Genomic DNA, 19,371 nt, shown 5'->3' with positions numbered 1-19,371 from the left:
CAACTGACCGCTGCCGTCCCCTGCCCGTCCCCAAGGCATTTTACCTCGGGACGATTTATTGCTAAGTAGTTGGTGCCGCTTGCGTGACTCGAACACGCGACCCCATCATTACGAATGATGTGCTCTACCAACTGAGCTAAAGCGGCTATCCTTCATACATGCCGTGCATGCGGCCCCCCGGGCCACAGCCCGAGGCGCGGGACCTCTGATATCGGGCACCATCCCCCTTGGCAAGAACCCGGCCGCCGCGCCGCCGGTAAAAATCACCGCCCGGCCGCATCAGCTACCCCGGCGCGACAGGAGCCCCCGCAGCCCTCCGGCCTGGCGCGCAGCTGCGGGATCGTCTTCAACAAACCCATCGTTTTGGGAACTGTCATCGACCCCGGGATCGTCCGGAGCGCGAACGATCGGGATCACGTCGGGAACGGCGCCGGCCTTGTCGTCCTCTAATTGCGTGTGATGGGTCAGTGATGTCGCAGTCTCGTCCGGCATGGCAATAATTCCAGACGATGCAGCTTCGACATCAACCGGTGGTATTGCGACGTCCTGAGCTTTGGAGTCCTCGGCGGCGGGCAAGGCTTCGACGCGGGGCGTATCTCCCACGATCTGGTCCGAAACTTCCGCCTCGACCAAGGGAGGCCTGCTCGAAGGCAGCGCCGCCAAAGGAGTCTGCCACTGAAACGCGTCAACCCGCCCGGTTACCGGCGAAACCGGACGCCAGTGGTCAGACACGTACCCGTCTGCGGTCCAGACCGGATCGTGCAGGGCGCGTACGGCTCGCAACGTCCAGGCGCGAGCGCGCCCGCTGTCGCCATGCTCTCTATGCTCAATTTCGGCCATCAACATCGCAACGCGTTGCGTCGGCGCTGCGATCAGCGGCTCCAGAGCATTGCGAGCCCGAGCGAACTCGCTGGCATCGAGCGCCGCGCGCGCGATCGCCAGCGCGCTTTCCGGATGACCAGGCGCTTTTTCCGATAGTTTCTCCACCCGCGCCAACCGCAGCAGCGCGGAATCTCCCGGCATCACATGGGCATAGGCATCGGCGAGATCTGGATGCGGCTGTGCCAGCCACGCGATTTCGATGATACGCATCGCGCGCCGCATCTGGTTCGCTTCGCTCAGATACTTGCTTGCAAGCACCACGGCCGGCACCAGCGTTGGCGCGAACTTCACCGCTTCCATCACATTCTGGCGCGACAAATCGCGATCGGACTTTTCGAACTCCAACGCCCTCGCCGTGAGCAGCACACCACGCTGACGGCGATACAGCGCCTTGTCGATACGACCTGACGCGACGTTTCTGTCGAGGATGGCGAGCGCACCAGCCCAGTCGCCCCTGGCGCAACGAAAGCCGAGCGCGGCTTGCGAAGCCCATATCGAGGATGGCGAAGTCTTAAGCGCTTCTTCCGCGATCGCCACTGCCGCCGCCGGATCGCCGGCACGCTGAGCTTCGATGAAAAGCCCTCGCAAGCCCAATAGCCGCGTATCCGCGCGCTCGGCCATGGTGCGAAAGGCGCGCTGCGCACGATCCGCGTTGCCGTCAAGTTGCGCGGCCTGGGCATGCAAGAGCAACGCCAAGGGATCCTGTGACACTAGACGCCGGGCAACCTTGGCATGATTGCGTGCGGCTACAGCATCGCCATAACCGATCGCGAGCAACCCACGCGTAATGGCGTCCCTGCCGCGCGCAGTCCGGCGCTCCCGACGCGCGCGGCGGAGACGTGTTGGTGCATACCACAATCCGCGCACGGCGCTCCAGACCAGAAGCGAGGCAACGACCAGCAGGCCTAGCCCGAGCGCGAACACCGGTAGCGTCGTCTCGATCCGCCAGACGTCCCACGACATCACGATCGTGCCGGTCTGATCAGCAATCCAGGTGGCGCCCAATGCAGAGAGGGCAATAAGAACGAGAAACAGGATGATACGAAACATCTGGAACCTATGGCGCCGGTTTGGCCAATGCCGCCATCGCCTCGGAAGCGAATTGACGTGCGGTAGCAAGAGCGGCATCGCGGGCGTCAACCTTGGCGATCCAGGGCTCGGCGGCGGTACGATCGGTCGGCGGAAGTGTATTCAGTTCTTTTCTCGCAGCAGCGACATCGTTTTGCCGGGCGGCCGCCTTGATTCGTGCGACGACGGCGCTGGCGGATTCTCCGGCCGGCGGCGCATCCGCGCGCTCAATGTGCACCAGACGCACGGCGCTTTCTTGCAACCGGTTCACGATGTCGTTGGCGGAGATCTTGACCGGCGGCGGCTCGAGTTTCGGAACGATCGCAAGAAGTTCGCGACACAGCACATTCGCGCTCGGCACTCCGGAATCCGCGAACGTCTCCAGCGGTTTGAACGTATCCGGATCGGAGATCAGCGTCTTGGATGCCGCGAGCAAATCGCCATAAGGCTGGCCTTGGCGCACCGCGACATTCAGGAGCGTCGCGGCAACGGCCTGACGAAGCGGTCCGTCACTGATCGGAGCCGTATCATGCTTGGTTGTCTCCGCGCCGCGCTTGGCGATCTCCGCGGTAAGGGCTTGCGTCGTCTGCTCGACCTGTTGCTCGGTCTGCGCGAGTCGCGCACTGATAGCCGCAAGATCAGATGGCGCAAGATCAGATGCCCCATCGGCGTCGTGCTGCGGCACGGGCGATCCGTCCTTCAGGGCGGCCGCCGGTTTGTCGGATTGGCCGCGAACGGTTGCCAGCTCCCCGCGCAACGTTGTCAATTCCTCGCGCAAGGATGCGACCGATTTGTCCAAGTTGTCGATGCGCGTCGCCGCGGCCTGATCGAGCGACGAAGCGGCCGGCTTGCTCGCCGTCGATTCGACCCGAGCCACCCGATTCGCGAGAGCGCCGAATTCCGCCGCACTCACTTGCGACGCAGAGGATGAGGCGGCGGATGACGGTGGCCAGTCCGCCAGCCACGCGCCGCCTACCACAAGCCCGGCGGCGACAGCGCCTGTAAAGGCGGCGATCAGTGCCGACGACGCGCGGGACGGAGAACGCGGAGGAACCGGCTGCTCGCCGAGAGGCTGATGATCAGCCGCTTCACCCGAAGCGGAACCGGCATCGTCAGAAGTCCCGGAAATACGGTTGGCCTCGAGGTCTGCGGCCGACGACTGATCCTGCCAGCCTCGGTCCTGATGAGCGTCATCTTGCGTGTCATTTGCGACCGAAATGGCCTTTTGATCGCCTGCTTCACCCGCGTCCGTTGGGACGGCATGCTCTGTCGTCTCGGCGATTCCAGTGGTTTCATCGCCTGCGGAAAGCGGGCGTGAATTTCCCTCCTGGGAGGCGTCGTTATGCTTGTCATCTGCCATCGTCACGGTTCCCCATTGCAGCGACACATCGAGTATCAGATTCCAAACCCCTCCCCCTATTTACCCCGATTATCTGCGTAACGCACGTCTTACTGCGATAGCGACCGCAACGCACAATCAAGCGCCTCCAGTACAGCTTCTTCGGCCGGGGCGCTCGCCTCCGCTACATGGGAGGCGCCGGCATCCCGCAGAATCGCGGCAACGGCGCCAGAAATGCAACATTGTGGGACCGCCAAAGCCGATATTTCGACGCCGCCGATGCGGACGCCATCCAGGAACGCGCGGGCGCTGCGGCGCGAATAATGCAGCACCGCTGATATCCGGTGCGAAGCAAACGCGTCACAAACCTCGCGAGACAGGCTCGCCACCGGCACCATCCGGTAACATGTTGTCGTCACGACAACTAAACCGTGCCCTTCGAGCTTCCCGGCGAGATCGCATGAGCGATCAGCCGCAGCGAGATAAAGAATCCTGGTGCCCTTTGTCAGACGTTTCGCGCGGACACGCTCCACAATGAGTTCGCACAACGCCGCGGCATCGCCGCCTGCCGCCACCACATCCTGAAAACCCGCCTGGCGCGCGGCGTTGGCGGTATGACCGCCGACCGCGAAAACGGCCAGTTTTAGCAGCGATTCCCTTCCCGGATGAACGGCGAGCGCGCGCAGTGCGTTAGCGCTGGTCACGACGACCGCGCCATAGTTTGCATCCTGCTCGATTTCAAAAGCAATCGGCTCGAGGCGCAACACCGGCGACAACAAAACTTCGCGCCCCATCGCACGGAGCGCCGCCGCCGTGGTTTCATTGTCCGGTTCAGGCCGTGTGACGAGAACCGCCACGCCTCACGCTCCGGCGAACAGGGTGAAGAACTTTTCGCCAGCGCGCTCGCGCAGTTCATGCGCGGCGTCCGCCCCAAGCGCGACCGCATCCGCACGTATCCCCTCACGCACGGTTTCATAGGATTCCGTGCCATCGGGAGAAATGATGAGGCCGCGGAAGTAGATGCGGTCGCCGTCCACCCGACAATGACCGCCGATCGGCGTGCGGCAGGAGCCATCGAGCAATGCCAGAAAACTGCGCTCGGCGCTCAACGCCACTTCCGTTTCGGAATCGCCGATGGCCTTCACAAACGCGTTGATGCGGTCGTCGTCACGGCGCGATTCGATCGCGATGGCGCCCTGCCCGACCGCAGGCAGGAATTCCTCTGTCTCGAGAATGCGCGTCGCCTTGTCCTGCAATCCGAGGCGATTCAAACCAGCCAGCGCCAACAGCGTGGCGTCGGCCTCCCCGGCGTCAAGCTTGCGCAATCGGGTCTCGACATTGCCGCGCAGTGTATTGACCTTCAGGTCGGGGCGCAACCGCAGCACCATGGCCTGCCGCCGGAGCGACGCGGTCCCGACGGTCGAACCCGCCGGAAGATCGTCCAAAGACGCTGCGCGTGGACTGATGAAGACGTCGCGCACGTCCTCGCGCGGCAGAAATGCGGGCAACCAGGTCTCGTCGGGCAGAAATGTCGGCACGTCCTTGGACGAATGCACCGCAAAGTCGATGCTGCCGGCGAGCAGGGCTTCCTCTATTTCCTTGGTAAAAAGTCCCTTGCCGCCGACATCGAACAGCGGCCGGTCCTGAATGGCGTCGCCCGAGGTGCGGATGGTCTTGATGGCGATCCGCTCGGGCGCCACCTGATGCGCCCGCGCCAGCCGGTCGCGCACCTCATAGGCCTGCGCCTGCGCCAGCGGGCTGCCCCGGGTGCCGATCGTTGCCAGAATGTCTGTCTCATCCGAGGATTGCACGCCAAGACCTCATAATGCTACGCCGTAAGGAAAGGGAAACGCTGGTTTGCCCGATAGCGCAAGGGCCATATCTAGTCTAGGTACAACACGCCGATGCTGGTTCTGGGAATCGAGACCACCTGCGATGAAACCGCAGCCGCCGTGGTCGAACGCCAGGCGGACGGCAGCGCGCGGATTCTTTCCAATATCGTACGGTCCCAGACCGAAGAACATGCTCCCTATGGCGGCGTGGTTCCCGAAATCGCGGCCCGCGCCCATGTCGAACTGCTCGACGGCATCGTCGCCAGCGCGATGAAGGAATCAGGCGTCGGATTCCCGCGGCTGTCGGGGGTCGCGGCCGCAGCCGGGCCGGGCCTGATCGGCGGCGTCATCGTGGGGCTGACCACGGCCAAGGCGATCGCATTCGTTCATCGCACGCCGCTGATCGCGGTCAACCATCTCGAAGCCCACGCGCTAACGCCGCGGCTGACCGACGCGCTGGAATTTCCCTATTGCCTGTTCCTCGCCTCCGGCGGGCATACCCAGATCGTCGCGGTGCTCGGCGTCGGCAACTATGTGCGGCTCGGCACCACGGTCGATGATGCCATGGGCGAAGCCTTCGACAAGGTTGCGAAGATGCTTGGCCTACCCTACCCCGGCGGCCCGCAGGTCGAACGCGCCGCGGCGAGCGGTGATGCGACGCGGTTCAATTTTCCGCGGCCGATGCTCGGGCGTCCCGACGCCAATTTCTCACTCTCCGGGCTGAAGACGGCCGTGCGTAACGAGATCGGTCGAATCAATCCCTTGGAGCCGCAAGACATAAGCGATCTCTGCGCCGGATTTCAGGCCGCCGTACTGGAAGCGACAGCAGACCGACTTGGCGTCGGCCTCAAGCTGTTTCAAGAGCGGTTCGGTACGCCGCGCGCACTGGTCGCCGCCGGTGGCGTCGCCGCCAATCAGGCGATCCGCGCTGCGCTCGAGAGCGTCGCCGCCAGGGCACAAACCGCGCTCATCATCCCCCCGCCCGCGCTTTGCACCGATAATGGCGCGATGATCGCATGGGCCGGTGCCGAACGCCTAGTGGCGGGTTTGACCGACACGCTTGAAACTCCTCCGCGCGCCCGCTGGCTGCTCGATGCCAGCGCGCAGGCGCCGGCAGGCTTCGCCAATACCCGCGCCGGATTTTGAAGGCGTTGTCGCGATGAGATCTCTCAACCGTGTTTCGGTCATCGGCGCTGGCGCCTGGGGCACGGCGCTGGCCGGCGCCGCCGCGCGCGCTGGACGGCAAGTGACGCTGCATGCACGCGATGCGGCGATTGCCGCAAAGATCTCGGCAACGCGGGACAATCCGCGCCTGCCTGGCATTCCGCTCGACCGCAGCATCATCGTGTCGCATGACATCGCCGCCGTCGGCCGCGCCGACATCGTCGTGATCGCGGTGCCAGCGCAAAACTCGCGCACGGCGATCGCCGCACTGGCCCCGCATCTCCCCTCCGGGACGCCCGTGATCGCCAGCGCCAAAGGCATCGAACATGGCACGCGGCGCTTCATGACCGAGGTGATCGAAGAGGCTGCGCCGCATGCCCTCCCCGCGATCCTGTCCGGGCCGAGTTTCGCCGACGATGTGGCAAGAGGGCTGCCGACCGCGGTGACGCTGGCGGCGAAAGACGAAGCGATGGCGGTCGCGCTGGTTCACGCGCTCGGCTCGGCCGCCTTCCGTCCCTATCATACGACGGACGTACGCGGCGTCGAGATCGGCGGCGCCGCCAAAAACGTCCTGGCGATCGCGGCCGGAATCGTCGTTGGGAAACAACTCGGAGCTTCGGCGCTGGCGGCGCTGACCACGCGCGGGTTCAGCGAGCTGGTTCGCCTCGGATGCGCGTGCGGCGGACGCAGCGAAACGCTTGCCGGCCTGTCCGGTCTCGGCGATCTCATCCTCACCTGTTCGAGCCCCCAGTCGCGCAATTTCTCGCTCGGTATCGCTCTGGGGCGCGGCGAGCAAGCGCCGTGCGACAAACTCAGCGAAGGCGCGCTCACCGCGCCGGCGCTGCTCGAGCTGGCGACCGCCCACGACGTGGAGATGCCGGTCGCACAGGCGGTCGCGGCTATTCTCGCCGGCCGATTGACGATCGATGGCGCCATCGACAATCTGCTGACGCGGCCGTTCCGGGCGGAGGGATAGCGATGGCGTACTGGCTGGTGAAATCTGAGCCTTCAGCCTGGTCGTGGGAGCAGCAGGTGGCGAAGGGCGCTAAGGGCGAAGCCTGGACCGGCGTGCGCAACTTCACGGCGCGGCAGAACCTTGTCGCCATGAAAAAAGGTGACATGGCGTTCTTCTATCATTCCAATGAAGGCAAGGAGATTGTCGGCATCGCCGAAATCATCCGCGAGGCCTATCCTGATCCCACCGATAAGACCGGCAAGTTCGTCTGCGTTGACATCAAGGCGGACAAGCCGCTGAACACGCCGGTGACGATCGCCGCCGTCAAGGCGGACAAGCGCCTGACCGACATGGCGCTGGTCAAATACTCCCGCCTTTCGGTGCAGCCGGTCACGCCGGCGGAATGGAAGCTGGTCTGCAAGTTGGGCGGGCTCTAAAGGCGGGTGACGCCGGGTGCTCCAGGCTGGATTCTGGACTCAACACAGTTGAATGAGAATTCAACCTGACGGCTTGTCGCCGTACCAAGCCGCGACGCATAATCGTCGCAACGGTGAAGACGGACCTGCCTGGTTCCGGCCCCGGGTCCTGCGGTGGAGCAAAAAACATGTCCGACAAGATTTATGACGTAAGCGCGGATTGGGCTAAGCGAGCCTGGATCGACGACGTCAAATATCGTGAGATGTACGCGCGTTCGATCAAGGATCCGAATGGATTCTGGTCCGAGGCAGCGCAGCGCGTGGACTGGATCAAGCCGTTCACCAAGGTCGAGAATACCTCGTTCGAACTCGGCAAGGTCTCGATCAAATGGTTTGAGGACGGCGTGCTCAACGCCGCCTACAACTGCATCGACCGGCATCTGGAAAAACGCGGCGACCAGACCGCAATCATCTGGGAAGGCGACGATCCCTCGCAGTCCCGCCACATCACCTATCGCGAACTGCACGACGAAGTCTGCAAGATGGCCAATATCCTGCGGCTGCGCAACGTCAAGAAGGGCGACCGCGTCACCATCTACCTGCCGATGATTCCGGAAGCGGCCTACGCGATTCTTGCCTGCGCGCGAATAGGCGCGATCCACTCGGTGGTGTTCGGCGGCTTCTCGCCCGATTCAATCGCAGGCCGCCTGCGCGATTGCAAATCTCGCGTCATCATCACCTCCGACGAGGGCCTGCGCGGCGGTCGCACCATCGCGATGAAGGCCAACGTCGATGCCGCGATCGAGAAGGTCAACGGCGAAGTCGACTGGGTGATCGTCGTCAAACGCACCGGCGGCCAGGTCAACATGAACCCAACGCGCGACGTCTGGTATCACGAGGCCGCCGCCGTGGTCGAAAGCGAATGCCCGTGCGAACCGATGAACGCGGAAGATCCGCTGTTCATTCTCTATACCTCGGGATCGACCGGACAGCCCAAGGGCGTGCTGCACACCACCGCCGGCTATCTGATCTTCGTGGCGATGACGCACCAGCATGTGTTCGATTATCACGACGGCGACATCTACTGGTGCACAGCCGACGTCGGCTGGGTCACCGGCCACAGCTACATTCTCTACGGGCCGCTGGCGAACGGCGCGACCACAATGATGTTCGAGGGCGTGCCGAACTATCCGGACACTTCCCGGTTCTGGAATGTGATCGACAAACACAAGGTTAACATCTTCTACACCGCCCCGACCGCGATCCGCGCCTTGATGCAGGCGGGCGACGAACCGGTGAAGAAAACCTCGCGCGCAAGCCTGCGCCTGCTCGGCTCGGTCGGAGAGCCGATCAATCCGGAAGCCTGGGAATGGTACCACCGCGTGGTCGGCGACAATCGCTGCCCGGTGGTTGACACCTGGTGGCAAACCGAAACCGGCGGCATCATGATCTCGGCCCTGCCGGGCGCAATCGCGCAGAAGCCCGGCTCCGCGACCAAGCCGTTCTTCGGAATCGCCCCCGAGATCGTCGATGCCGACGGCAAGGTTCTGGAAGGCGAGTGCAGCGGCAACCTGTGCATCGCGAGATCATGGCCGGCCCAGGTGCGCACGGTGTATGGCGATCACGCCCGCTTCGAGCAGACCTACTTCTCCTCCTACAAGGGCAAGTACTTTTCCGGCGATGGCTGCCGCCGCGACGCCGACGGCTATTACTGGATCACCGGCCGCGTCGATGACGTCATTAACGTCTCCGGCCATCGCATGGGCACAGCGGAAGTCGAAAGCTCGCTGGTCGCGCATGAGAGTGTGTCGGAGGCCGCCGTGGTCGGCTATCCCCACAACATCAAGGGCCAGGGCATCTACGCTTACGTCACTCTGATGAAGGGCGTCGAGCCGAGTGAGACGCTGCGCAAGGAACTGGTCGCGTGGGTGCGGAAGGACATCGGCCCGATCGCTTCGCCTGACCTGATCCAGTTTGCGCCGGGCCTGCCGAAAACCCGTTCCGGCAAGATCATGCGCCGCATTCTGCGCAAGATTGCCGAGGATGAGCCGTCCAGCCTCGGCGACACCACGACGCTCGCCGATCCTGCCGTGGTCGACGATCTCGTCAAGAATCGTCAGAACAAAAAGGACGGCGCAGCCGCGTAGGTCGATTAAACTGCCGCAACCTCAACATGCCCCCTCCCCGTGGTTGCGGGGAGGACGAAGTGGTCATTGGCTCGCCCACACGATTCGCGCGATCCATTCCACGTCGGAAGCGGGCAGCGTGCGGTTGGCGTGGCTTGGATTGAGCGATTGCAATTCAATCATCTTCGCGGTCCGGCGCTTGAGTTCTTTCACCATTACCTCGCCGTCCTTCGTCTTCACCACCACGCGGTCACCACGCCGGATCGGCGTCCCCGGCGTGACCACGATGACATCACCGTCGCGATAAGCAGGCTTCATCGAGTCGCCGGAAATCTCCAACGCATAGGCGTGTTCGTCTTGGACGGAAGGAAGACCCACCTCGTCCCAACCCTTCCCGACAGGAAAGCCGTCGTCGTCGAAATAGCCGCCGGCGCCGGCCTCGGCGAAACCGAGCAGCGGCACGGCCTGCGCGGCGCGTGCCGAATCTTCAATGAACTGCACGAAGGTGTCGATCGCGGTGTCGGTCGCGGCAAGCGCTTTGGCCACCGACTCGGTTGAAGGCCACCGCTCGCGGCCGTCGCCGGTGATGCGCTTCGATTTGTTGAAGGTGGTCGGGTCGAGCCCTGCCTTTCTCGCAAGGCCAGACGGCGATAGGCCGGCGCGCTCAGCGAGACGATCCAGCGCGGTCCATATCTGGGCGTGTGTCAGCATGACCATGTGGCGCGTCCTGATTTCCGCGGCGGTGAATTCTGTCAAAGATTAGGAATTATTACCTCAACCAGCGCGAGCCTGCAATTGCGCCGGGGATAAAATGCGGCTCTTGAAGTGCGAGCGAGCCACCGATACGGTCACGCAGGCTTCGCTACAATTTAAGCGAGCGGTAATAAGGTTATGCGCTTTTCGGTATCATGAAGCGCAATGACGGGCTCAGGACACGCGTGCGCACGATCTACAAAATCTGTCCTGCTTCGGCCTGGCGGGAGGCCGAGCGACACGGCGTTTATCGCGGCAGCGCCGACGATTCCCGTGATGGATTCATCCATTTTTCCACCGCGTCCCAGCTCGAAGGCACGGCCCGCAAGCACTTCATTGGCCAAACCGACCTGCTCCTGATCGCGATCGATGCCGATGGACTGGGCGAGGCGCTGCGCTGGGAAATCTCGCGCGGCGGCGAACCGTTTCCGCATCTCTATGGCGAGCTCGATCTGCGCCATGTCACAACAGTGTTGGACATGCCCGCGCGACCGGACGGATATCACGATATTCCGGAGCTCGCGCCGTGATACGCGCCTTCGACAACTTCTCGCTGCCACTGTTGCGCTGGTTCGATCCCGAAGACGCGCATCGCATGGCGATACAGGGATTGCGGCTCCTGCCGCCGATACGCCAGCGCACCGACGACCCGAAGCTCGCGGTTCGCGCCTTCGGCCTGAATTTTCCTAACCCGATCGGCCTGGCCGCCGGCTTTGACAAGAGCGCCGAGGTTCCGGACGCACTGCTGAAACTCGGATTCGGCTTCGTGGAGATCGGTTCGGTGACGCCGAGAGCACAGCCCGGCAATCCGCGCCCCCGCGTATTCCGGCTTGAACGCGACGAGGGCGTCATCAACCGCATGGGATTCAACAACGACGGCGCCCACATCGTGCTTCGCCGGCTCGCGGCCCGCGCGCATTCCGGCGGCATCATTGGAGTCAACATCGGCGCCAACAAGGACTCGGCCAACCGCATCGCCGACTATGTCAGGCTGATCGAAATCTTTGCCCCGGTGGCAAGCTACTTCACCGTGAACGTGTCGTCGCCCAACACCCCCGGCCTGCGCAACTTGCAACAGGCGGCGGCGCTCGACGAGTTGCTGGCGAAGGTGATCGACGCCCGCGAGCGTGTCCGACAAAATGCTGGCGACACGCCGGTGCTACTCAAGATCGCGCCCGACCTGACGCTGGCGGAGCTCGACGACGTCGTTCACATCGCACGCTCACGCCGTGCCGACGGTATGATCGTCGGCAACACCACCTTGGCGCGGCCCTCGACCCTGCGCGATCAATCGCGCGCGAAAGAACAGGGCGGGTTGTCGGGGCGACCGCTGTTCCGGCTGTCGACCCGGATGGTGGCGGAAACGTATGTGCGGGCGGAAGGCGCATTTCCGCTTGTCGGCGTCGGCGGCATCGACTCAGGCGGCGCCGCACTGACCAAGATTCGCGCCGGCGCCACCTTGATCCAGCTTTATTCATCCCTGGTCTACAAGGGTCTCGGACTGATCGACGACATCAAGAACGATCTGACCTCGACGTTGCTGCGGACCGGGCGCGACTCGCTATCGGACGTCATCGGCACTGACGCCGCGGACATTACGGCGGAAGACTGGCCAGCCTAGACTAACCGGCCGTTTGATCGAGGCGATCTGAGCCGAAAACTTTTCGGGATCATGCTCTTTTATTGAGCATGACCTTACCCGAAAACCGCTTCCCACTTTTCGGGATTATGCTCTAACGCCCGCGCGGCGCGCCGAACACGCGCGACAGCAGCCAGATCGGGATCACGATGACGGCACCCAGCAGGAAGTAGCGCCACAATCCATTGATCGCATCAAAGCCGAGGTCCCAGACGCGTTCGACCAGCAGCCGAATGCTTTGCACAATATTCCAGGGATCGAAGCCGATCGCCGCGAGCATGACGCCGACCAGCGTCGATATCAAAATCAGACGAAACGCAACCGCCAGCGGCGAGCCGCCCAGGAAACGCGACAGGCTGTCGGGGCTGGCCCGCAAGTTCCGGGTGTCGTCGTTCGGCATTGAGGCTCTCCCACGGGGACAAGGATTCGCGCAACATAATCAGTGTGAGGCAGATGGGGAACCACCGCTTTGCCGTCAATGGCCGTTAGAGTCTGGTTCAACGGCGTTGAATCAGACTCTAACCTTAACTTTTTGATCGAGCATGATCTTATCCGAAAACCGGTTTCCACTTTTCGGGATCATGCTCTAGCGCTGGTTGATTCGGCAGCTTCGGAGACCAGCATCCGCTCCAGGGTCTCCAACCGATCTGCCTCGCGCGGCGGCTTGTCCCAGCGCAGTCGGTTAATCCGCGGAAAGCGCATCGCCACTCCTGATTTGTGCCGGACCGAACGCTGCAAGCCCTCAAAGGCGATTTCCAGCACCAACCCCTGATCGGGCTCATGCAGGACATGGCGCACCGGGCCGAAACTCTCGGTGGTGTTGCGGCGGACGAAACGGTCGATCTGAAGCAATTCCTCATCGGTGAAGCCGAAATAGGCCTTGCCGACGGGTACCAGCTGCTCGCCCTTCTCCCCCGCGGTCCAGACCCCAAAGGTGTAATCGGAGTAATAAGACGATCGCTTGCCGTGGCCGCGCTGCGCATACATCAGAACGGCATCGATTATATGTGGATCGCGCTTCCACTTCCACCAAAGGCCCTTGGGACGTCCCGGCAGATATGGCGCGTCACGACGTTTCAGCATGATACCTTCGATGGCGTCAGCATCCGCTCCCGCGCCAGCGGCGACGGGGTCGGCGCGGGCTGCCGCCAATTCGCCCCAGGTCATAAAGGGGACCCGCGGCGACAGGTCGATGCGCGGGTCGCCGAGGGCAGCGATGAAATCAACAAGCCGCCGCCGCCGATCTTCGAACGGCAACTCACGCAGATCGTTGTCGCCGTCGTCGAGCAGGTCGTAAGCTCGCAGATGAACCGGAAATTCCTTCATCAGCCTGGGCGTCACCGCTTTGCGGTTCAGCCTCTGTTGCAGAACGTTGAACGATTGCACCCGTCCATCGCGCACCACCAGTAACTCGCCGTCGATGGCGAACGCTTGATGCCGAATAGTGCGAAACGGTTCTCGGGAATCATTAAACGTCACTCCAGAAGAATCCTCCAGCCGCAGCGACGGCAGCAAATCGGGAAAACTGTGGGTGATGTCCTCGCCCGTGCGCGAATAGAGCCGCGCCGCGACATTGCCATGCTCGTCGCAACCGCTCACCGCCTGCACCCGGATGCCGTCCCATTTCCACTCGGCAATGAAATCGGCCGCATCCAGACGCACAAAATCGGCATCCTCGATCGCGTGCGCCAGCATTACCGGTCGAAACGGCGCGGGGTCGCGATTGACCGGTTTGTCGCCGCAACCCTCGAGCCATGCGAATAGATCGAGGTAGGGCGGCGCGAGACCGGGCCAGATCAATTCGACATCGTGAACGTCTTTGCTGCCAAGCGCAGCCGCTGCGGTCTTGGCGAGCCTGGCGGAGATGCCGATACGCATGGCGCCGGTGACAAGTTTCAAGAGCGCCCAGCGCCCGGTTTCGTCCAGTTCGTCGAGCCAGCGTGCAAGTTGCGCCGGCAGTTCGGCCTTGCCGAGCGTGCGCAGCGTGGTGACGACCTCGGTGAGTGTCGGGGAAGGTGATTTACGAATGTGACCTACGCCACTCGCCTGCTCGTTCCATTTCCCGCCAGCGGAAGAGAGAGCGGGCTGAGCATCTCGAGCTTGTTGTTGTGGCCACATGAGCGCCACGGTCTCGGAAAGGTCGCCGACGTAATCATAGGACAGCGCGAACAGCACCGGATCAGCGCGCGCCGCAATCAGATCGCGGACCAGACCCGCCTTGGCGTGTTTGAACGACAATGCGCCGGTAAGCGCGGCCAGCGCGTAGCCGCGATCGGGGTCCGACGTTTCGCGAAAATACGCGGTGATCAGCCGCAGCTTGTTGTTGCGGCCGGGCTCGTAGGCGAGACGGTCGAGAAGTTCGGCGAGGCGATTCATAAGCCGTATTCTCCGCCGGAGAAGCTCACCGCATCCTCCTCGCGGTCCTCATCACCATAGCCGACCAGCGCGAGCGGACGCGCAACGAGACCTTGCGTCGTGCACCAATGCACGAGCGCATCTTCTTGGCCGTGCGTCACCCAGATCTCACCCGCGCCTGTTGCGGCGATGGTGCGGGTCAATCCCGCCCAGTCGGCATGATCCGAAATGACCAGCGGCAATTCGGCACCACGTTGCCGCGCCCGCGCACGAACTCGCATCCAGCCTGACGCAAACGCCGTCACCGGATCAGGAAATCGCCGGGCCCAGAGATCGACCGTAGCCGGGCGGCGCGAGGGTGATGGTGCCGGCAAGGTCGGCTTTCTTCATCCCCTTGACCGGCCTCAGATCGCCAAGCGCGATGCCGCGGCTTTGATAGTAGTGCGTAACTTTGTCCATCGCCCCGTGCAGATAGATCGGCGCGCCGTAACCGGCATCGCGGACCAGCGCGATCACGCGCCGTGCCTTGCCGAGCGAATAGGCGCCAACCAGATGCGCACGCTCCGGAAACAGCGCAACCGAAGCCAGCAGCTTGCCTACTTCCGAGGCCGGATCGCCATGACGAAACACCGGCAGTCCGAACGTGGCCTCGGTGATGAAGACATCACACCGAACTACCTCGAACGGCGTGCAGGTCGGGTCATGCACGTCCTTGTAGTCGCCGGAGGCGACGATCCGGACGCCACCATGCGTGACCGCGATCTGCGCCGAACCCAGCACATGCCCCGCGGGATGAAACGTGATCGAGACATCGCCCAGCCTGATCTCTTGCCCATAGGAAATCGCCTGCGTAGAGCCCGCGACATCATTGCCGTAACGCAGCCGCATGATGTCGAGCGTTTCCTGCGTCGCGAGCACCGCCCCGTGGCCCGGACGGGCATGATCGGAATGACCGTGGGTGATGACCGCGCGATCCACCGGCCGTACCGGATCGATATGGAAGCCGCCAGGCTTGCAATACAATCCGGCGGCGGCGGCCTTCAGGATGTCATGCGGGCGCATGAGGGGCATATAAGCGGACGCGGATATCGTTCGAGTCCAACGCCTGAAGATATCTTAAAGCACAAAGAAAAAGCCCCGGCCAAGGCCGGGGCTTCGATCCTCCGATCGCTCGGTGGGTTACTCGCGCTGTCCGAGCAACTGCAGGAGCAGCGTGAACAGGTTGATGAAGTTCAGATAGAGCGACAGCGCACCTGTAATCGCCGCGCGTTCCGCGATCTCGCCACCCTGTGAGGCATAGCCGTAGATGTAGTCGTTCTTCAGACGCTGGGTGTCGTAGGCGGTCAGACCCGCGAACACCAGCACGCCGACGACCGACACCACAAACTGCAACGCCGAGCTTGCGATGACGAGATTCACCAGACTGGCGATGATGATGCCGAACAGGCCCATGAGCAGGAACGAGCCCATGCCGCTCATGTCACGCTTGGTGGTGTAGCCGAACAAGCTCAACGCACCGAACGAGGCCGCGGTGATGAAGAACACCCGCACGATCGAGGTGTGCGTATACACCAGAAAGACCGAGGACAGTGACAGGCCCATCAACGCCGAGAACGCCCAGAACAACAGCTGCGCGGTCGCAGGCTTGAGCCGGTTGATGCCAAAGGAGATGACGAAAACCATAGCCAGAGGCGCGAGGATGAAAACCCACTTCAACGGGCTCACAAACATCGCATAGCCGAACGGCGTCAGGTAAGCCTTGCCGATCTGGGCGGCTGCGCCCGACGGATCGCCGGTGACGGCCGCCATGTAGACGCCAAGCGCGGCCAGACCAGTGATGGCGAGACCGATCGACATGTAGTTGTAGATCTTGAGCATATAGGACCGCAGACCGGCATCGACGGCCGCGGTATCAACGCGCCCGGCGGTCCGGCCAAACGGAGTGGCATGGTTGCGGTCTAAGTCCGACATGGTCGAATTCCCGTGTTTAGCTGGCATCGCAAGATACCAGTACAAATCTGTCTCGGATACATGGCCTGCTGATATTGGTTTTTGGTCATCAGGACCAGCGTCCTACCGAGCCCATATGTGGGAAACTAACACATTCGCCGCAAGCTTCCATGCGCGGCTGAATGTCGCCCTCCGATCAAAGAGGCTCGGGGCCTCACCCAGGGGAGCGATGCGCCAAAAAAACTCGCAAGGAACCCGACCACCTGCTTCCGGTAGGAGATCGCCATGAAAATCGCTACATCTTGTTACAGATTCCTCAATACCGAAGCCGGCTTCTGATTGAGTGCCATCAGCGTGCCGGCCAATCCTAACGCGACTGTGACAATCAGTGCGGCACCTACCACGATAGCCGCACTGCCGGCCTGCCATTCGAAACCGAGCGTCATCAACCGCGTCACGATCAGCCACGCGGCAAGCGAACCGGCCGCCATACCGAACACCGCGGTGGCAGCACCGATCATGAGGTATTCGAGCGTGTAGGCGCCAAGCAGCCGCGACCTCGTGGCGCCGAGGGTTTTCAGAATCACCGCGTCATAGACGCGGTGGCGATGGCCGGCCGCCAGCGCACCGCCAAGGACGAGGATCGCCGAGATCAGGGTGACGGCGCTGGCGCCACGGATCGCCATGACCAGGTTGGTGACGACCGCCCCGATGGTTTCGAGAGCCTCGCGGACCCGCACGCTCGTCACCATCGGGAACGCGTCGGCCACAGCCTTGATGATCGCGGCATCTTCCGCAGCGCCGTGGTGCATCTCGGTCAGAGTCGCGATATGGGTATGCGGCGCGCCGCGAAAGGCATGGGGCGAGAACACCAGCACGAAATTGATGCCAAGGCTCTGCCAGTCAACGCTGCGCATGTTGCTGATGGTGGCCGTGATGTCGCGACCGAGCACATTCACGACAACGGTGTCGCCGATCTTGAGCCCGAGCCCGTCGGCGAGCTTCTTCTCAAACGACACCAGCGGCGGCCCGTCATAGTCCGGCCCCCACCACTCGCCCTCTACGACCTTCGATCCCTTTGGCACGTCGCCAGTGTAGGTCAGGCCGCGATCACTATGCAGCACCCATTGGGCATCGCGGGAGGGTTTCAGGTCTTCCGCTTTGACGCCGCGCGCCGCGACGATGCGCCCACGCAGCATCGGCACGTCCTCCACGATCGCCTGCGGAGTCAGCCGCTTGAGAAAATCGTCGAACCGGTCCGATACCGACGACGGGATATCGATGAAGTACAATGAAGGGGCACGCTCCGGTAACGACGCCAAGAACTGCCGCCGCAGATTGCCGTCGATTTGGGTGATCGTGACCAGAACGGCGAGACCAAGGCCGAGCGAAAGCACCACGGATGGCGTCAGCGTGCCGGGGCGATGGATGTTTGAAACCGCAAGCCGCAGCATGGTGATCCGGGATCGCGGCAGCCGCCGCGCCAGCGCCATCAACCCGGAGGCGATGCCGCGCAACAACACAAACACGATCGCCGACGCCGCTACGAACACCAGAGCCACCCGCTTGTCGTAGGCCAGACCAATAGCGATTCCGGCCAACGTTGCGATCAGAAGCATGATCAAAACAAGGTAGCGGGTTTTCGGCCGAAGGACTTCGTGAACAATGGTGTCGCGAAACAAGGCCGCGACCGGAATATCATGAACCCGTGCTAGCGGCCACATGCCGAACGCCAACGCCGTCAACAGGCCATATACCGCCGACAGCACCAATTCATCGGGGTGCAACGCCGGAACGACCGGCAGCGGGAGCAGATCGCCGAACGCACCGACAATGATAAAAGGCAGCGTCGCACCGATCACAAGACCGGCAAGTGAACCGAGAGCGGCCAGCACCATGATTTGAGTTAGATAGATCGCAAACACGTCGCGTCCGGTCGCGCCCACTGCCTTGAACGTCGCAATGATGTCGCGTCGCCGGTCGATGTGGCTCTTGACGGCATTGCCGACGCCGACGCCCCCCACCAGCAAGGCGGCAAGCCCGACCAGGGTCAGATACTGCGTAAACCGCAAGATGCTCCGTTCAAGTTGCGGCGAGGCGTTGTTGCGGCTGCGGATGTCCCAGCCTGCCTCCGGCAGCGCCGCCCGCGCGGCATCGGCCAGCGCCGTTGCCGCCCTGTCATCCGCACCATTGCCCGCAAGTCGAACCCGGTAAATCCAGCGCACCAAACTGCCGGGCTGAAGCAATGCCGCGGCGCGCAAGGCATCAATGCTGACCAGGAAGCGCGGTCCGAGCCCAAGACCGCCCGCTAGTTTGTCGGGCTCGGCGTCAACCGCGCTGCGAATCTCGAAGGTGGCGCTGCCGACCGTGAGACGATCGCCAATCTTAAGATCCAGTCGCGCCAGGAGAGCCTGGTCGACCGCCGCGCCGAATACCCCCTCACATTCGGCGAACAGATCGGACATCGGGATGTCCGGCTCCAGAGCCAGCGCGCCGAGCATGGGATAGGTCCGATCGACCGCCTTCAGTTCGATCAGCGCCAGCCTGCCGTCCGTCGCGCGCGCCATCGCGCGCAGCGTCGCCGCGACTGAGACCGTTCCTCGCGCACGCAGGAAGGCGATCTCGTCCGGCTTCGCCTCGCGCTGAATCAACGAAAACGAGACATCGCCGCCAAGCAGCGTGCGGCCCTCGCGCGCCAACCCATCCGACAGACTGGACGCCACGGAGCCAACGCCGGCAATCGTCATGACGCCGAGCGCGATGCAGGCGATGAAGACATAGAAGCCGCGCAGCCCGCTGCGCAGTTCGCGCAACGCCAAACGCAGTGGAAGAAGCAGCCCGCGGGTCCTGTTTGTCGTCATGCGGGATGCGCCATTGTGCATCCACGAGCGC

15 protein-coding genes, 1 tRNA gene and 1 pseudogene are annotated in these 19,371 nt (G+C 63.0%); 6 read left to right on the top strand and 11 right to left on the bottom strand.

What is annotated here, in order from left to right; genetic code table 11:
- Window positions 1-70 precede the first annotated feature (70 nt).
- The 5 genes from ACM561_RS02765 to hemC all read right to left on the bottom strand — a co-directional run bounded on the left by ACM561_RS02765 (window position 71) and on the right by hemC (window position 5,100).
- Window positions 71-146, bottom strand: a tRNA-Thr gene (locus tag ACM561_RS02765).
- A 133-nt stretch (window positions 147-279) separates the two neighbouring features.
- A complete protein-coding gene (locus ACM561_RS02760; RefSeq protein WP_425907862.1) occupies window positions 280-1,932 on the bottom strand; it encodes a heme biosynthesis protein HemY in 1,653 nt (550 codons plus the stop codon).
- A gap of 7 nt (window positions 1,933-1,939) precedes the next feature.
- A complete protein-coding gene (locus tag ACM561_RS02755) occupies window positions 1,940-3,310 on the bottom strand; it encodes a COG4223 family protein (RefSeq protein ID WP_425907861.1) in 1,371 nt (456 codons plus the stop codon).
- An 89-nt stretch (window positions 3,311-3,399) separates the two neighbouring features.
- Window positions 3,400-4,146, bottom strand: a complete 747-nt coding sequence (locus ACM561_RS02750; RefSeq protein WP_425907860.1) for a uroporphyrinogen-III synthase — start codon at window positions 4,144-4,146, stop codon at window positions 3,400-3,402.
- 3 nt (window positions 4,147-4,149) lie between these two features.
- A complete protein-coding gene (gene hemC / locus ACM561_RS02745) occupies window positions 4,150-5,100 on the bottom strand; it encodes a hydroxymethylbilane synthase (RefSeq protein ID WP_425907858.1) in 951 nt (316 codons plus the stop codon).
- A gap of 93 nt (window positions 5,101-5,193) precedes the next feature.
- Here hemC and tsaD point away from each other — a divergent pair, with 93 nt between their 5' ends.
- From tsaD to acs, 4 genes are all read left to right on the top strand, one after another.
- Complete coding sequence (gene tsaD, locus ACM561_RS02740; protein WP_425907856.1) at window positions 5,194-6,267, top strand: tRNA (adenosine(37)-N6)-threonylcarbamoyltransferase complex transferase subunit TsaD; 1,074 nt, start codon at window positions 5,194-5,196, stop codon at window positions 6,265-6,267.
- Between the two features lie 13 nt (window positions 6,268-6,280).
- Window positions 6,281-7,261: an NAD(P)H-dependent glycerol-3-phosphate dehydrogenase gene (locus ACM561_RS02735; RefSeq protein WP_425907854.1), complete on the top strand. Its 981-nt coding sequence runs from the start codon at window positions 6,281-6,283 to the stop codon at window positions 7,259-7,261.
- Between the two features lie 2 nt (window positions 7,262-7,263).
- On the top strand, window positions 7,264-7,677 hold the full coding sequence (locus tag ACM561_RS02730) for an EVE domain-containing protein (RefSeq protein ID WP_425907852.1): 414 nt from the start codon (window positions 7,264-7,266) through the stop codon (window positions 7,675-7,677).
- A 167-nt stretch (window positions 7,678-7,844) separates the two neighbouring features.
- Entirely contained in the window at window positions 7,845-9,803 is a 1,959-nt protein-coding gene (gene acs, locus ACM561_RS02725) for an acetate--CoA ligase (protein WP_425907851.1), read from the top strand.
- Window positions 9,804-9,866: 63 nt separating this feature from the next.
- On the opposite strand, the gene ACM561_RS02720 is transcribed toward acs, so the two are convergent.
- A complete protein-coding gene (locus ACM561_RS02720) occupies window positions 9,867-10,493 on the bottom strand; it encodes a S24 family peptidase (protein WP_425909619.1) in 627 nt (208 codons plus the stop codon).
- A 227-nt stretch (window positions 10,494-10,720) separates the two neighbouring features.
- Between ACM561_RS02720 and ACM561_RS02715 the strand changes: the two genes are divergently transcribed.
- Together ACM561_RS02715 and ACM561_RS02710 are read left to right on the top strand one after the other, a co-directional pair.
- The gene (locus tag ACM561_RS02715; RefSeq protein WP_425909617.1) at window positions 10,721-11,065 is read left to right on the top strand and encodes a DUF952 domain-containing protein; all 345 of its coding nucleotides are present in this window, start codon (window positions 10,721-10,723) and stop codon (window positions 11,063-11,065) included.
- Window positions 11,062-12,156, top strand: a complete 1,095-nt coding sequence (locus tag ACM561_RS02710; protein WP_425907850.1) for a quinone-dependent dihydroorotate dehydrogenase — start codon at window positions 11,062-11,064, stop codon at window positions 12,154-12,156. Before ACM561_RS02715 ends, ACM561_RS02710 begins: the two co-directional genes overlap by 4 nt.
- A 112-nt stretch (window positions 12,157-12,268) precedes the next feature.
- Here the strand turns inward: ACM561_RS02710 and ACM561_RS02705 are convergent, their stop codons facing one another.
- The 5 genes and pseudogenes from ACM561_RS02705 to ACM561_RS02685 all read right to left on the bottom strand — a co-directional run bounded on the left by ACM561_RS02705 (window position 12,269) and on the right by ACM561_RS02685 (window position 19,340).
- Complete coding sequence (locus tag ACM561_RS02705; RefSeq protein WP_425907849.1) at window positions 12,269-12,574, bottom strand: DUF6460 domain-containing protein; 306 nt, start codon at window positions 12,572-12,574, stop codon at window positions 12,269-12,271.
- A gap of 179 nt (window positions 12,575-12,753) precedes the next feature.
- Window positions 12,754-14,550, bottom strand: a complete 1,797-nt coding sequence (locus ACM561_RS02700) for an ATP-dependent DNA ligase (protein WP_425907848.1) — start codon at window positions 14,548-14,550, stop codon at window positions 12,754-12,756.
- A pseudogene (locus ACM561_RS02695) lies at window positions 14,547-15,591 on the bottom strand (ligase-associated DNA damage response exonuclease). Before ACM561_RS02695 ends, ACM561_RS02700 begins: the two are co-directional and overlap by 4 nt.
- Before the next feature lie 117 nt (window positions 15,592-15,708).
- On the bottom strand, window positions 15,709-16,500 hold the full coding sequence (locus ACM561_RS02690; RefSeq protein ID WP_425907846.1) for a Bax inhibitor-1/YccA family protein: 792 nt from the start codon (window positions 16,498-16,500) through the stop codon (window positions 15,709-15,711).
- Window positions 16,501-16,784: 284 nt separating this feature from the next.
- A complete protein-coding gene (locus ACM561_RS02685) occupies window positions 16,785-19,340 on the bottom strand; it encodes an ABC transporter permease (RefSeq protein ID WP_425907844.1) in 2,556 nt (851 codons plus the stop codon).
- Window positions 19,341-19,371: the final 31 nt, after the last annotated feature.

The organism is Nitrobacter sp. TKz-YC02 (assembly GCF_049852135.1).
GTDB lineage: Bacteria > Pseudomonadota > Alphaproteobacteria > Rhizobiales > Xanthobacteraceae > Nitrobacter > Nitrobacter vulgaris.
This window is presented reverse-complemented; position numbering and strand designations above follow the sequence as displayed.

What these genes read in the sequence shown, in the direction of transcription:
- ACM561_RS02730 (WP_425907852.1), top strand. Translation starts at nt 7,264, where the DNA reads ATGGCGTACTGGCTGGTGAAATCTGAGCCTTCAGCCTGGTCGTGGGAG.
- ACM561_RS02720 (WP_425909619.1), bottom strand. Translation starts at nt 10,493, where the DNA reads ATGCTGACACACGCCCAGATATGGACCGCGCTGGATCGTCTCGCTGAG.
- ACM561_RS02755 (WP_425907861.1), bottom strand. Translation starts at nt 3,310, where the DNA reads ATGGCAGATGACAAGCATAACGACGCCTCCCAGGAGGGAAATTCACGC.
- ACM561_RS02690 (WP_425907846.1), bottom strand. Translation starts at nt 16,500, where the DNA reads ATGTCGGACTTAGACCGCAACCATGCCACTCCGTTTGGCCGGACCGCC.
- tsaD (WP_425907856.1), top strand. Translation starts at nt 5,194, where the DNA reads ATGCTGGTTCTGGGAATCGAGACCACCTGCGATGAAACCGCAGCCGCC.
- ACM561_RS02735 (WP_425907854.1), top strand. Translation starts at nt 6,281, where the DNA reads ATGAGATCTCTCAACCGTGTTTCGGTCATCGGCGCTGGCGCCTGGGGC.
- ACM561_RS02700 (WP_425907848.1), bottom strand. Translation starts at nt 14,550, where the DNA reads ATGAATCGCCTCGCCGAACTTCTCGACCGTCTCGCCTACGAGCCCGGC.
- ACM561_RS02685 (WP_425907844.1), bottom strand. Translation starts at nt 19,340, where the DNA reads ATGACGACAAACAGGACCCGCGGGCTGCTTCTTCCACTGCGTTTGGCG.
- ACM561_RS02760 (WP_425907862.1), bottom strand. Translation starts at nt 1,932, where the DNA reads ATGTTTCGTATCATCCTGTTTCTCGTTCTTATTGCCCTCTCTGCATTG.
- acs (WP_425907851.1), top strand. Translation starts at nt 7,845, where the DNA reads ATGTCCGACAAGATTTATGACGTAAGCGCGGATTGGGCTAAGCGAGCC.
- ACM561_RS02705 (WP_425907849.1), bottom strand. Translation starts at nt 12,574, where the DNA reads ATGCCGAACGACGACACCCGGAACTTGCGGGCCAGCCCCGACAGCCTG.